Origin of the sequence: Allobacillus saliphilus (assembly GCF_018138385.1) — a bacterium.
Lineage (GTDB): Bacteria > Bacillota > Bacilli > Bacillales > Alkalibacillaceae > Allobacillus > Allobacillus saliphilus.
The window spans coordinates 79,706-92,448 of sequence record NZ_JAGSIE010000012.1 but is presented as its reverse complement, the minus strand read 5'-3'; the positions used below and the strand labels follow the sequence as shown (position 1 = coordinate 92,448).

Annotated in this window: 14 protein-coding genes and 1 pseudogene; 6 read left to right on the top strand and 9 right to left on the bottom strand. The window is 38.5% G+C overall.

What is annotated here, in order from left to right:
- Window positions 1–116: 116 nt before the first annotated feature.
- A complete protein-coding gene (pyc, locus tag KC820_RS05205; protein WP_212368852.1) occupies window positions 117–3,560 on the bottom strand; it encodes a pyruvate carboxylase in 3,444 nt (1,147 codons plus the stop codon).
- A gap of 159 nt (window positions 3,561–3,719) precedes the next feature.
- Between pyc and KC820_RS05200 the strand changes: the two are divergent.
- Window positions 3,720–4,312 (top strand): annotated as a pseudogene (locus tag KC820_RS05200) (DNA-3-methyladenine glycosylase).
- A gap of 103 nt (window positions 4,313–4,415) precedes the next feature.
- Here KC820_RS05200 and KC820_RS05195 read toward each other — a convergent pair.
- Complete coding sequence (locus KC820_RS05195; RefSeq protein ID WP_144088698.1) at window positions 4,416–4,706, bottom strand: Fpa/YlaN family protein; 291 nt, start codon at window positions 4,704–4,706, stop codon at window positions 4,416–4,418.
- 109 nt (window positions 4,707–4,815) lie between these two features.
- A complete protein-coding gene (gene glsA, locus KC820_RS05190; protein WP_144088697.1) occupies window positions 4,816–5,748 on the bottom strand; it encodes a glutaminase A in 933 nt (310 codons plus the stop codon).
- 82 nt (window positions 5,749–5,830) lie between these two features.
- On the opposite strand from glsA, the gene KC820_RS05185 reads away from it, so the two are divergent.
- Together KC820_RS05185 and KC820_RS05180 are read left to right on the top strand one after the other, a co-directional pair.
- Window positions 5,831–6,289: a hypothetical protein gene (locus KC820_RS05185; protein ID WP_212368850.1), complete on the top strand. Its 459-nt coding sequence runs from the start codon at window positions 5,831–5,833 to the stop codon at window positions 6,287–6,289.
- Between the two features lie 100 nt (window positions 6,290–6,389).
- Window positions 6,390–6,962 carry a YhcN/YlaJ family sporulation lipoprotein gene (locus KC820_RS05180; protein WP_212368847.1) on the top strand — a complete coding sequence of 191 codons (573 nt, stop codon included), beginning with the start codon at window positions 6,390–6,392 and terminating at the stop codon, window positions 6,960–6,962.
- 55 nt (window positions 6,963–7,017) lie between these two features.
- Here KC820_RS05180 and KC820_RS05175 read toward each other — a convergent pair whose 3' ends face one another.
- Window positions 7,018–7,293 carry a hypothetical protein gene (locus KC820_RS05175; RefSeq protein ID WP_212368845.1) on the bottom strand — a complete coding sequence of 92 codons (276 nt, stop codon included), beginning with the start codon at window positions 7,291–7,293 and terminating at the stop codon, window positions 7,018–7,020.
- Between the two features lie 170 nt (window positions 7,294–7,463).
- Here KC820_RS05175 and KC820_RS05170 point away from each other — a divergent pair, with 170 nt between their 5' ends.
- The gene (locus KC820_RS05170) at window positions 7,464–7,664 is read left to right on the top strand and encodes a DUF2197 domain-containing protein (protein WP_144088693.1); all 201 of its coding nucleotides are present in this window, start codon (window positions 7,464–7,466) and stop codon (window positions 7,662–7,664) included.
- 28 nt (window positions 7,665–7,692) lie between these two features.
- Here the strand turns inward: KC820_RS05170 and KC820_RS05165 are convergent, their stop codons facing one another.
- Window positions 7,693–8,028 carry a YlaH-like family protein gene (locus tag KC820_RS05165; protein WP_212368843.1) on the bottom strand — a complete coding sequence of 112 codons (336 nt, stop codon included), beginning with the start codon at window positions 8,026–8,028 and terminating at the stop codon, window positions 7,693–7,695.
- A gap of 119 nt (window positions 8,029–8,147) precedes the next feature.
- Here KC820_RS05165 and KC820_RS05160 point away from each other — a divergent pair, with 119 nt between their 5' ends.
- A complete protein-coding gene (locus KC820_RS05160) occupies window positions 8,148–8,330 on the top strand; it encodes a hypothetical protein (RefSeq protein ID WP_212368841.1) in 183 nt (60 codons plus the stop codon).
- A 105-nt stretch (window positions 8,331–8,435) separates the two neighbouring features.
- On the opposite strand, the gene KC820_RS05155 is transcribed toward KC820_RS05160, so the two are convergent.
- Window positions 8,436–9,236, bottom strand: coding sequence for an inositol monophosphatase family protein (locus KC820_RS05155; RefSeq protein ID WP_212368839.1), 801 nt, complete (start codon window positions 9,234–9,236; stop codon window positions 8,436–8,438).
- Between the two features lie 162 nt (window positions 9,237–9,398).
- On the opposite strand from KC820_RS05155, the gene KC820_RS05150 reads away from it, so the two are divergent.
- Window positions 9,399–10,034: a YktB family protein gene (locus KC820_RS05150; RefSeq protein ID WP_212368837.1), complete on the top strand. Its 636-nt coding sequence runs from the start codon at window positions 9,399–9,401 to the stop codon at window positions 10,032–10,034.
- A gap of 377 nt (window positions 10,035–10,411) precedes the next feature.
- On the opposite strand, the gene KC820_RS05145 is transcribed toward KC820_RS05150, so the two are convergent.
- From KC820_RS05145 to KC820_RS05135, 3 genes are all read right to left on the bottom strand, one after another.
- Window positions 10,412–10,678 (bottom strand): UPF0223 family protein, encoded by a 267-nt coding sequence (locus KC820_RS05145; RefSeq protein WP_212368835.1) that lies wholly within the window; start codon window positions 10,676–10,678, stop codon window positions 10,412–10,414.
- Between the two features lie 15 nt (window positions 10,679–10,693).
- Window positions 10,694–11,659 carry an NAD(P)H-dependent flavin oxidoreductase gene (locus KC820_RS05140; RefSeq protein ID WP_212368833.1) on the bottom strand — a complete coding sequence of 322 codons (966 nt, stop codon included), beginning with the start codon at window positions 11,657–11,659 and terminating at the stop codon, window positions 10,694–10,696.
- 162 nt (window positions 11,660–11,821) lie between these two features.
- On the bottom strand, window positions 11,822–12,706 hold the full coding sequence (locus KC820_RS05135; protein WP_212368830.1) for a polysaccharide deacetylase family protein: 885 nt from the start codon (window positions 12,704–12,706) through the stop codon (window positions 11,822–11,824).
- Window positions 12,707–12,743: the final 37 nt, after the last annotated feature.

Here is a 12,743-nt window from a genome sequence, read left to right as displayed (position 1 = left end):
GACTATGTGCTTACCGCTACCAGGTCACACTCGGGACTTTCACCCGTTAGAATTCACCCATGCCGGGCAAACTAAAACTGCCCAGCAACCACGTAGTTGCTGGACAGTACAATGTATTATTCAAATTCGATTAATAAATCACCCGATTCAAGGGCTTCCCCATTTTTCACTTCTACTCGTTTTATTTTCCCATCATATGGAGCTTGGATTGTCGTTTCCATTTTCATCGATTCAGTAATCATCAAGTAGTCATTTTTGCTGACTGTCTCACCCTCTTTTACTAGTACCTCAACAACTGTACCAGGCATCGATGCTCCAATTTGTTTAGGGTCACTTGAATCTGCCTTCATCTTTTGATTTTGTACGTCTTTAATATGTTCATCGCGTACGACAACTTCTCTTGGTTGGCCATTCAGTTCGAAATACACGACACGTGTACCATCTTTTTGCGGCTCACCAACTGAAACTAATTTAATGATTAACGTCTTCCCTTGCTCAATCTCAACAGAAATTTCTTCTCCTAACCGTAAGCCATAAATGAATGATGGCGTATCGAGAACAGATATATTGCCGTATTGATCTACAAACTTTTCATAATCCAAAAATACTTTCGGATATAATGCATAAGAGATCACTTCGTGTGTCGTTACTTGACGATTTAGTTTTTCAAATAATCGTTCTTGCAACGCTTCAAAATTGATCGGCTTCAACTGTTCACCAGGTCTCCCTGGAATTTCTTCCTTACCTTTCAGAATTATTCGTTGTAATTCTTTAGGAAATCCTTGATAAGGTTTACCAATCATTCCTCGGAAAAATTCAACTACTGAATCTGGGAAATCTAAGTTATCCCCTTTTTCATATACATCATCAACCGTCAAATCATTTTGCACCATAAAGAGTGCCATATCACCTACAATTTTAGATGAAGGAGTAACTTTTATCAGATCACCAAACATGTCGTTAACTGTACGGTACATATATTTCACTTCATCCCAACGATCACCAAGGCCAACAGCCTTTGCTTGCTGCTGTAAATTGCTATATTGTCCACCTGGCATCTCATGTAAGTAGATTTCTGTATGAGGTGCTTTTAAACCACTTTCAAAATTACTATAGTAACCGCGAACATCTTCCCAATACTTGTTAAGTTCTTCGTATGCTTGAATATCGACTTTTGGTTGACGATTATTTCCTTCTAGAGCATGATACAAGCTGTTCGCGCTCGGTTGTGAAGTATGTCCAGCCATCGAGCTGACAGCAACATCGACTGCATCGACCCCCGCTTCAATCGCTCTTGCATACATCATGACCCCATTTCCACTCGTGTCATGTGTGTGTAGATGGATCGGGATATTAATTTCTCGTTTCAACGCAGAAATTAATTGGTAAGCCGCTTCAGGTTTCAATAGACCCGCCATATCTTTTATGCCTAAAATATGAGCACCTAACGATTCCAGTTCTTTCGCTAAGTTAATGTAATAATCTAAATCGTATTTATCCCTTTTAGGATCTAAAATATCTCCGGTATAACACATTGACACTTCAGCAATTTTATTCTGTTTTCGTACAGCCTCGATTGCCGGCTTCATGCCTTCTACCCAATTCAAGCTATCGAAAATCCGGAAGACATCGATACCTGCTTGAGCACTCTTTTCTACAAATTCATCAATAACGTTATCCGGATAATTTGTATATCCTACCGCATTACTCGCACGCAATAGCATTTGGAATAATACATTCGGCATTTTTTCGCGTAGCTTTATCAATCGCTCCCAAGGATCCTCTCTCAAAAATCGATAAGAGACATCGAAGGTTGCCCCACCCCACATTTCAACAGAAAATAAATTAGGTAGTAGTTTTGCCGTGGGCTCCGCAATCCCTAATAAATCTTTTGTACGAACACGTGTCGCCAGTAATGATTGGTGAGCATCGCGAAAAGTTGTGTCTGTCAATAATACCTCTTTTTGTTGTTTCAACCATTCACTGACCGCTTCAGGGCCTTTTTCATCAAGTATTAGTTTTGTACCCGCTTCCGGCTCGCTATCCGATCGTACAGTTGGAATCCGAACAGGGTCAAATAGTGGCTTCTTCTCTTTCCCCGTCGTCAATGGGCTGTTAACTGTTGTAGAAGCCAAGTAAGATAATAATTTGGTTCCCCGATCTTTTTTCTTCGGAAATACGAAAAGCTCTGGTGACGAATCAATAAAGGTGGTATCATAGCTTCCATTTAAAAACTTCTTGTGCAGAATAACGTTTTCCAGGAATGGAATATTGGTTTTTATACCACGAATTCGAAACTCCTTTAAATTTCGCACCATTTTTCGTGCGGCTTGCTCAAAAGAAAGAGCCCACGTAGATACTTTTACAAGTAATGAATCATAATGTGGTGAGATGACTGCTCCTTGAAAGCCGTTCCCTGCATCCAAGCGGACACCAAAGCCACCACCTGTACGGTACGCCATAATTTTACCTGTATCAGGCATAAAGTTATTCAATGGGTCTTCCGTTGTGACCCTAGACTGAATCGCGTACCCGTGCGTCGTTATTTCCGACTGTTTCGGTAATCCAATTTCTTTATCGTGCAAAGAATAACCCATAGCAATTCGCAGCTGTGTTTGAACAATATCGCAGCCTGTAATCATTTCAGTGATTGTATGCTCGACTTGAACTCGCGGATTCACTTCAATAAAGAAAAATTCATCCTCTGTTACTAAAAACTCAACCGTACCCGCGTTGAGGTAATTTACATCTTTCATTAGCTTTACAGCTGCATCGCAAATCTCATGACGCTGTGAATCAGACAATGAAATGCTTGGTGCAATCTCTACTACTTTTTGGTGACGACGTTGGATCGAACAGTCTCTTTCATATAAATGAAGGATATTTCCTGCTTCATCACCTAATATTTGCACTTCGATATGTTTCGGTTGCTCTACTAATCGCTCAACGTAAATCTCATCGTTACCAAATGCTGCTTTCGCTTCGGATTTCGCACGGTCATAAGCTTCTTTCAACGCTTCTTTTGTGCGAACGATACGCATCCCTCGTCCGCCTCCACCAAGAGCTGCTTTGATCATAATCGGAAATCCGTGTTCTTCAGAAAACGCTTTCACTTCTTCTAATGATTCAACTGGACCATCTGTGCCAGGAATTACAGGAATACCAGCTTGCATCGCTTGTTTCCGAGCCTTAACTTTATCTCCAAACACGTTTAAATGCTCACTCTTCGGACCAATGAAAATAATACCTTCCTCTTCACACCGTTTGGCAAACTGAATGTTTTCAGATAAAAAGCCATAACCTGGATGAATGGCATCAACTCCTACACGTTTAGCTAACTCAATAATTCCTTCAATATCCAAATAGGCGTCAATCGGCTTTTTGCCAACCCCAACCAAGTAGGCTTCATCAGCTTTATATCGATGATAAGAGCCTGTATCTTCTTCAGAGTAAATCGCAACTGTTCGTATGTTCAATTCTGTACACGCTCGAAATACACGAATAGCTATTTCTCCTCTATTCGCTACTAATACTTTATTAATTGATTTGCTTTCTGTCATGATGACCCTCCCAAATTCGCAAAATTTCTCTCATCTCTTTTAAATTTCAACATATTTTTAAAAATTCCTGCCAAAAAAATGAATTATTGTTCAGTTATAAATTTACGCTTTCTCTAAAAGCGGGTAAACTAATAACACATATTCGTTGGAGGGATAGCAATGAACCATAAGAACATACAACCAGTCCATAAAACTTTCTACAATAAACCGACTCTTCAATTAGCAGAAGAGTTACTCGGCTCTTTTTTAGTTCATGAAACTCCCAATGGACTACTTGTGGGGAAATTGTTGAAACAGAGGCGTACTTGGGAGCAGACGACCGCGCAGCACATAGCTTTAACAATCGTCGAACGAAGCGAACGGAGATTATGTTTCACGAAGCTGGTTTAGCTTATGTATATACAATGCATACACATCATTTATTTAATATCGTAACTGGTCAAGTCAATCAGCCAGAAGCAGTACTAATCCGTGGAATAGAACCAATGATTGGTGAGGATGTTATGTTGGAAAATAGACCCGTTTCAAAAAGAGCGAATCTTACAAGTGGACCAGGTAAACTCACAAAAGCTATGGGTATAAACAAATCTTATTACGGTAATCGTTTGTGGGAAAAGCCGCTATATATTGCTGTTGGTGAAAGACCGCAAGAAATAATGATTGGTAATCGAATTGGAATTCCAAATGCAAAAGAGGCTGTTGCTTCCCCTTATCGATTTTGGATCAGAAATAATCCGTTTGTTTCGAGGTAGATTTAGTTTGCTCAGCATCTTTTTCGAATAAAACGTCTTTTACATGCAAAAAACTCAAACGAATGCTTTCACGTAATCGATGTAAGCATTGTTTGAGTCTTTATTATGATAAATTTTTGGTATCTTGGGCAACTTCGTGCAACGCACTCAATTGTCTTTCCAAGTTCTCCATAATTGCTTTACCATCTTCCTCTTGAATTAAATCCAAGCGAACAGCAAAATTTATTTCTCTTGAGAGACCAAACATTTGAGTATCTAAAACCTCTTCATAGAGAGGACATTGAGGCATAGTTAAGTTGTCCATTTGAACTTTAATTAGCTGCAAAATCTTATCAGCATCTGCCTGCAAGAGGGCCAAGGCTTGGTTCTTTTCTAGTGATATTCTGGATGACACAGAAAACCCCTCCTAACTTTCCTACGTTCCCTTATTAAATAGTACCTTCTCCAACGCGAAATTGCAAGAAATTATCCATACTCACGTAGTGAATTCACAACCAGGACGATTAGAAGATCGACCACCGTTTATCATCTGCTAAGTCTTTCAGTAAATGCATACCAACAACACTGTTCCCCTGTTCATCTAACGCCGGCCCGAAAACAGCCAATCCACCTGACTCTTTAATGACTCCCATAATACAACCAGACACTCCACTTTTTGCCGGAATTCCAACATTTATCGCAAAGGTTCCAGAAGCGTCGTACATGCCACAGGTCACCATGAACGTTTTACATACGCGGGCAACATGTGACGGTAACAATGGTTGATTTGTATCCGGATCTTTTCCGTCATTCGCAAAAACAGCTGCAATACGGGCTAACTGTTTCACATTCACTGTGATGGCACACTGCTTTGTATAAACATCCAGAAGCTCCTCTACGCTTCCCGTAATGATTCCATTTTGTTTCATAAAGTAACTGAGTGCTCGGTTCAAAAATGCTGTTTCAAACTCTGAACGTGCTACTTCTTCATCATAGTCGATGGATGAATCGTCGGCTAAGAGTCGAACAAGATTCAATATTTCTTGAACCATCTCATCTGACCCGCGTCCTCTAATCATATTGGTCACCGCAAGTGCACCTGCGTTAATCATTGGATTCAGTGGTTTACTTGGCTTTTCAACCTCTAACTTTTGAATTGAATAAAATGGGTCACTCGACGGTTCCTTACCAACTCGAGAAAATACGGCTTGCTCCCCATGTTGAATTAAAGCTAATGCTAATGTGAGAACTTTCGATACACTTTGTATTGTAAAAGAGTAATCAGCTTGTCCCGCACACGCCACTTCTTTATCCCCTATTGGGTAAAAAGCCGTTGCATTGATTTCTGGTTGTTGATTGGCCAATGCTGGAATATAATCTGCGACCTTTCCGTTATTCGCATAAATCTTCACATGCTCAAGCCAATAATGTAGATCTTTTTCGTCGATTTCGATCATGAAAAATCACTCCTTTAATGCATTCATCAAAAATGTTCGTTATACTTGTATAGGAAATTTATAAAAAAGAGGTGTAACAACAATGATCGTTCAATTAAAAGGGAATGTTCAATTTCCCATAACACTTGATCCAACTGTATGGATTTTTGATGATCGGAAAATTAAGCTTGAAGAAGCCTTTTCACCAGATAAAGAAGAAAACGCCCCTGAAAAGGACACCGAGCATCAACAGCGGGTCAGACCGCCAGTCAATCGAAGTGTCAGTCGATTTGAAGGCAAGAAAGTGCTCGAAAATAGCTACGTGATGCCAATCAAACCTTTTTTAGAAACGTCTAGTCCAAACGAAGGTGCAACCTCTGCCATTCTAAATACCGATCAAGGTGAAGTCGAGATTTCATTGGATAAATTAAAAGATTCGTTATTGATCTTTGCAATTGACGGTAAACCGCCAAAAGAAGATGGTCCCGTTCACCTTTTGTTCGGAGATGGTACGAATCAATATGCACCATTTAAAGGAATAGACTTGATCACAATTAACTAAGCTTCCCCATTTTCTCATAGTTGTTTGGGAATTGTCTATTTTTACTATGCATACAACCTCCTTTTTTACTCAAGCTATTTAAAAAAGGAGGTTTTTTATTTTGAAGTGGAAAGCTACACTCCTTATCTTATTTATACTTCTTTTTTCAGGTTGTAGCAATCAAGATGCTAACTCGCCTGAGAATAATGCAAGCCCTGACTTACAACGTGTAAATGATCCTACGAATCAACAGACAACGCAAGAGCATACAAATCAAGAGGCAGCTGAACGATTAGTCCAACTAGCCAATAGTGTTCCGAATGTGAACAATGCAAGGGCTGTCGTTTTTGGTGACTATACAATTATCGGCATTGACATTAATGAAGATTTAGATCGTGGTAAGTCAGGCTCTGTCAAGCATGCAGTAACGGAGATTATTAAACATGACCCGTATGGACATTATGCGTACGTTGTGGCTGATGGAGATATTATGAAACGAATTGCTAATATAAACGAGTCCATTCAAAACGGCCAAGGACGAAGTGTCATTTTAGACGAAATCGCCAATGTCATTGGACGGTATATCCCTGATATGCCGATGCGCGAGACAAATCAAGATGAAGAGTATGAAAATAACCAAGAAAACACCGAAGACATTCAACAGGAACGACAAGAGCAAAATCAGCCTCTTTAATCATACCCTTGGCTATATTGAAACTCCCTTATCCATAATGGACAAGGGAGTTTCATTATTGCTGGGTTGGAAGTTTTGTTGGATCTTCGCCTTCTTGAACTTTATTGTAGTACTGGACTCCAAATTGTGATCCTTCATCGACCATTTTGGAATTTTCTACATTTTGAAAGTCTGGTTTCCCTGATTCAACCTCAGGAATTTGGTCTTTTTCACCAAAATATTTATTTTTTAACCCTTCTACTTTTTTCATCACTTTTTGTTTTCGATTTTCATCAGACATTACATATGCAACTGCCCCGGCTCCAACTGCCGCTAACAATCTTTTTTTCATCGTAAGTCCCCTCCTCATTATGTTCAATAACACTTATGATTTTATAAATTCCCTATCCAATCATTTTCAAACCTCGTCTTCGAATTTTTTGTTGAATAGCAATTTTTATTCATCATTCCAAATCGGGTGTTATTGATGATATAATATATAGTGGATTTGAGGTGAGATTAATGCGTGTAAAATGTATTCTTTGTGATCGGGTAGATACTCTGGAGCCTTTTTCGTTATTAGCGAAGGAGTTGCAAAAAAAGAGAAAGCTCTCTTACCTATGTCCTGATTGTGATCAGCGGATTACTCAAAAAGTTAAGCAAAAATCACAAGAATCGACACCACACGAAACAATTCAGACGGATTTTAATAATAACAAATAAAAACTGCCGCCAATGACGGCAGCAGTCTTTATTCATTAGTAGTATGATTTCGTTCTTTTCGTTCGCGATATAATCGAAAGCGATAAATTCCTAGCACGAGAGCAATCACAATAAGCACTTCGGCAATTGGTAGAGCAAATATAGCAAAAATTGCTAACACAAAACAACCAATGAATAACATTATGTACACAATGATTGACTTTAATATTGGTAATTCTTTAGCGAAACCGAGTTTATACGTAATTACTGCTAAAATAAATATAGCAAAAAACAATAGCCAAAACCCGAGATTTCCACCGACGTCGATTAAAAAGTAACGCTCGACTGGGCTAAAGCTAAATTGTTGGGAAACCGTTTTATCCATGGGTTAACCTCCTATCGTGTCCTATACAATCATACTAAATCAATTTGTTTTTTTCTATTATGAAAACGTAAAAAACATCACAAAATCGTGAATTTATTATTTTCGGGAGTGGAATAATTATGAAGTTTGAAATAAAAATGGCCTTATTGGCCGTATTAGTTGTCAGTTTGTTTTTGGCAACAGCAGTCGCAATAAGCTTTCAAAACTTTTGGTTGGTATTCGCATTCTTTTTCGGAGGAATGGCGGTAATGGTCTTTGGTCTACGTTACAAAAAGAAACATTACGCTTCAATCAGAAAGTAAACTTTATTTATAATTAAAATGACCATACACTGTATTGGCTGCACTTCGCAAACCATGAAGCGACTGTGCAGCCAATCATTTTATTAGAATATATTAAGATCTAAGTTATTTCTCTTCGATATATTCAATATATCCACTATGAACAACCTCATTGGCTGCCAGTACAGAGTTCTCTTTTAAAAGATCAAGCGGTTCCCCATTTACGCGAGTTGCTTTACCTCCAACTTCGTTAATGATGATTAAACCCGCGGCTATATCCCAAGGAGACAGACGCATCGTTATATACGCATCAATAATACCTTCTGCAATATAAGCGAATTCTAGAGCTGCTGAACCATATGAACGTGTACCCCTAACATCCCGAATCAACTGATGAATCTTCTCTTCATTTAAGCGTCTATTTGGTGTAGACCAAAAACTATTAATTCCTACAAGTGTATCTTTTAATTCTTTTTCTTTCGTTAACTCAGGAATTTTCTTGCCGTTTTTAAAGGCCCCCTCGCTCTTAACACCTTCGTAAAGAGTATCGTCCATCACATCGTAAATTAGTCCGACGACGCCTTCACCATTATGATATATACCAATAGATATTGCGAAGAAGCGTTTTTGGTGGATAAAGTTCATCGTTCCATCGATAGGGTCTATAATCCATACGGTTCCATCTAAAGAAGTAACGTGATCGCCGGTTCCTTCTTCTGCCATAATTTTATGGTCTGGAAAAGAACTCCTAATTTTTTCGATAATAAATTTTTCTGTTCTTTCATCAATTTCCGTAACTAAATCTTTCCGATCTTGTTTTGTATTAATCTCATAAGGACGTTGCATATGGCTTTTTATTTGCTCACTTGCTTTAAATATGATTCTTTTTGCTTCATCGATTAAATTGCTTTTTTCAATGTTGTCCATTGTACTTTGCTCCTTCTATAAAAACTTCATCACATCAATAATCGTATCAAAAAATAGCTAACAATTCACTTAAAGCACAGAACCAATGCATTTCTTAACGTTAATGGTTGATTTATGCTACAATTTCTATTGATGATGATGTAGTTGAAAAGAGGGAACAAAATGAACAGTTTTAACGGCTTTGAACAACAAGACTTTGACGTATTTACAATCGACGGTTTGGAAGAACGAATGGAAGCACTTAGAAATCGGGTTTCGACTAAGCTTGAGCTGATCGCCAATCACCTAGAACCTGACTTATCTAGTCTTTCAGGAGATGAAATGTTTGTCCATGTCGCCAAGCATGCACGGAGAACGAAAAATCCACCGAATGATACGTGGGCTGCATTAGCCAGTAGTAAAAGAGGATATAAAAAACTACCTCATTTTCAAATTGGCATGTGGGAGTCTCATGTATTTATCTGGTTTGCAGTCATTTATGAAAGTCCTATAAAAGAAGGGCTGGCAGAGCAACTAAAAAAGCACAAAGATGAGATTTTAAAAGAAATACCGAATGACTTTGTTTGGTCTGAAGACCACATGAAGCCTGAGACCATTTCACATGAACAAATGAAACAGGGTGAGTTTGACCGTGTAGTTGACCGCCTTCAAACGATCAAGAAAGCAGAATTCCTTTGTGGTAAAACATTCGACAGGAATGACCCAATACTTCGGGATGGTCCCAAGTTCATCCAAGAATGCGAAAATACGTTTAAACAATTAATGCGCTTTTATGAGCTTGCTAAAAATATCGATTAGAAGTTTCCTATTCAAAGGTAGCACGGAAAAATTGTGCTCTACTTCAACGAATCTTTAAAGGAACCGATGAAGCAGGAAGAGGCTGGGACAAATCCTTTAAAGTTGACTCAGAGACGAACATTCTAATTTAGTATTGCGGAAATACCCGCTTCGGAAACATACTCCGCTTTTACCCACAGGGCATAAGGCGACATCTGCGATAAATCGCAGTGTCTTCTATATCGCGGGCAGCTGTTGAGCCTCCTCATGCTTCGCACTGTGGGGTCTCACCTAGGCTTTTGCTCCCGCAGAAGTCTCCGTATATTTCCTACGCTAAGTTAGATTGATATTCGTGCTTCTGAGTTTATAACTTTGATTTGTCCCAGCCTCTTCAATTTCTACATTTTTATCGTTTCATGATCCGCTGCCTTTGCCTTTTGAATCACTTGATAAGGTATAAATCCTGATTTTTTCTCAAACTCTTTAAACAATGTTTTCTCTTCAGCTTTTGAAGGAACGACTTTTTTAAATTCATTATAGGCGTGTAATACTTCCTTCGTATTCGTTCCTTGCTCGTATGCTTCTTCAACCTTCTGAAACAATTCGACCACATTGACAATCTCTTCTGTAGTCCAATCAGGATCGATTGGATAGCTGTATTCCATAATATTCATTCACTCCTATTTTGTCGTAATTTTAGTTAATCGTTGTTGAATTTCATCTACTTCATCAATCAATTGATTAAATAACTCCTGAACGGACGGAATGTCTTGTATTCGCCATGCGACTTGTCCAGCCCAGACAAACCCTTCATCAACTTGTCCTTCTTGAGCAAATCTTTTGTTGGCTTTCCCACTAATATAGTCCTTCAAGCCTTCATAACCGACATTATCCTGTTCCAACTCCAAAATTTTATCAGTCCAATCATTTCGTAGCGCACGAGCTGGTGCCCCAATTGTTTCTTTGATTAATACAGTCGACTGAGCTCCGGCATCTAAGATTGCTTGTTTATAAGCTTCACTTGCATGGACGCACTCTTTTGTCGCAATAAATCGGGTTCCCATCTCAATTCCTTCAGCACCAAATGACAATGCAGCCATTAATCCTTTACCATCACTAATTCCCCCGGAAGCTACTACGGGTATATCAACTGCTTGGACAACTTCAGGAATAAGTACAAAGTTTCCGATATGATCTCTTCCCAAGTGTCCTCCACCTTCATAACCAACAACCATCACTGCGTCTGCACCTAGCTCTTCTGCTTTCTCTGCTTGTCTTTTCGCTGCAACCAAAACCAATTTTTTTGTATTTGTTCCTTGAAACATTTCCAATACAGGCTTAGGATTACCACCTGTTACAGATATAACTGGCACATTTTCATCTAAAGCTACTTGCACCATATGTTCAAATGGTCGACCGTGTTGTCCAATCGCAAAGTTTATACCAAATGGTTTATCGGTTAATTGTTTTACTTTTTGTATTTCTTCCCTCAATGCTTCTTCGTTATCCAAGCTCATCGCAGTAATTTGTCCTAAACCGCCAGCATTGGAAACGGCTGCGGCAAGGTCAGCATATGCCAAATGAGCTAATCCACCTTGAATAATCGGCAGTTCAATCTGAAGTAAATCCGTTAATCTAGTTTTCATAGTCGTACCTCCTGCTTAGATATTCTGTTTTCATAATATCATTAAATTCAAATGATTAAAAAAATCACCATCAGTTAATTGCTATCTGTACATATAAAAAACTGCCTGCTCTTCCACCATCTTCGAAAAAATGGTTGAGTTGAACAGACAGCTCCATCTTATTTACGATTCAATTGTTTGGATTTCAGTCGGATCAATAAAACCAAACCCTTTATCTCTCAAACCAGTAATAATATCTGGCAATGCTTCTTTTGTCCACTCACGATCATGCATTAGAAGGTTAGATCCATTCCCTAATAATTCGGTTTCTAACATAATCGTTGTTAGAGCCTCTTTATCCATATAATCCGCTTTAAAATCATAACCAAATGACCAATTCATCAACAGCATGCCCTCTTCTTTGACAAGTTCTTTCGCATAATCCGTGTTGGCACCATGTGGAGCTCTGAAAAATATTGGACGCTCACCAATAATTTTTTCAATTTCATCACTTAGTGGAACAATTTGCTCTCTTTGTTCTTCTTCTGTTAATTCTTTTAAATTCTTATGGTCGTACGTATGGTTTCCGATTGCAAAGCCCATTTCATGAATTTTTTTTAACGCTTCTTTCTCTTCTTCTGATTCAATAAAATGTCCATTAACAAAGAAAATTGCTGGTACATTCATTTCAGTTAAAATCTCAGCCATTTCAACTGCATGTTGATCCGGTGCATCATCAATTGTCATCAAAACTACTCGCTCGTCCGCATCATCGATTGGATCAAAGCCAAATATATCGTTCATTTTATATTTAGGCGTTTGTTTTTGTTTTTCTATATCACTTGCCTCGTCTTTTGTTTGATCTTCTTCCTTCGTTTCTTCAGAATCTTCCACTTCACTGTTTTCTGTTTCTTCCTCATCTACTTCTTTTACGGTTTTTTCAGGATCTTCTGATGAGTTTTGTGTTGATTCAGATGTTGGATTGTTTAGCTCTGTTTCGTCATTTGTCTGACAGCCTACAACGAATAATAAAATGAGTAGTATTACAACGGTGTATTTCGTTTTCAATGGATGTCCTCCTATATATGTATTAACCTTATTATAA

What these genes read in the sequence shown, in the direction of transcription:
- pyc (WP_212368852.1), bottom strand. Translation starts at nt 3,560, where the DNA reads ATGACAGAAAGCAAATCAATTAATAAAGTATTAGTAGCGAATAGAGGA.
- glsA (WP_144088697.1), bottom strand. Translation starts at nt 5,748, where the DNA reads ATGATCGAAATCGACGAAAAAGATCTACATTATTGGCTTGAGCATGTG.
- KC820_RS05185 (WP_212368850.1), top strand. Translation starts at nt 5,831, where the DNA reads ATGATCGTTCAATTAAAAGGGAATGTTCAATTTCCCATAACACTTGAT.
- KC820_RS05175 (WP_212368845.1), bottom strand. Translation starts at nt 7,293, where the DNA reads ATGAAAAAAAGATTGTTAGCGGCAGTTGGAGCCGGGGCAGTTGCATAT.
- KC820_RS05170 (WP_144088693.1), top strand. Translation starts at nt 7,464, where the DNA reads ATGCGTGTAAAATGTATTCTTTGTGATCGGGTAGATACTCTGGAGCCT.
- KC820_RS05165 (WP_212368843.1), bottom strand. Translation starts at nt 8,028, where the DNA reads ATGGATAAAACGGTTTCCCAACAATTTAGCTTTAGCCCAGTCGAGCGT.
- KC820_RS05160 (WP_212368841.1), top strand. Translation starts at nt 8,148, where the DNA reads ATGAAGTTTGAAATAAAAATGGCCTTATTGGCCGTATTAGTTGTCAGT.
- KC820_RS05155 (WP_212368839.1), bottom strand. Translation starts at nt 9,236, where the DNA reads ATGGACAACATTGAAAAAAGCAATTTAATCGATGAAGCAAAAAGAATC.
- KC820_RS05150 (WP_212368837.1), top strand. Translation starts at nt 9,399, where the DNA reads ATGAACAGTTTTAACGGCTTTGAACAACAAGACTTTGACGTATTTACA.
- KC820_RS05145 (WP_212368835.1), bottom strand. Translation starts at nt 10,678, where the DNA reads ATGGAATACAGCTATCCAATCGATCCTGATTGGACTACAGAAGAGATT.
- KC820_RS05140 (WP_212368833.1), bottom strand. Translation starts at nt 11,659, where the DNA reads ATGAAAACTAGATTAACGGATTTACTTCAGATTGAACTGCCGATTATT.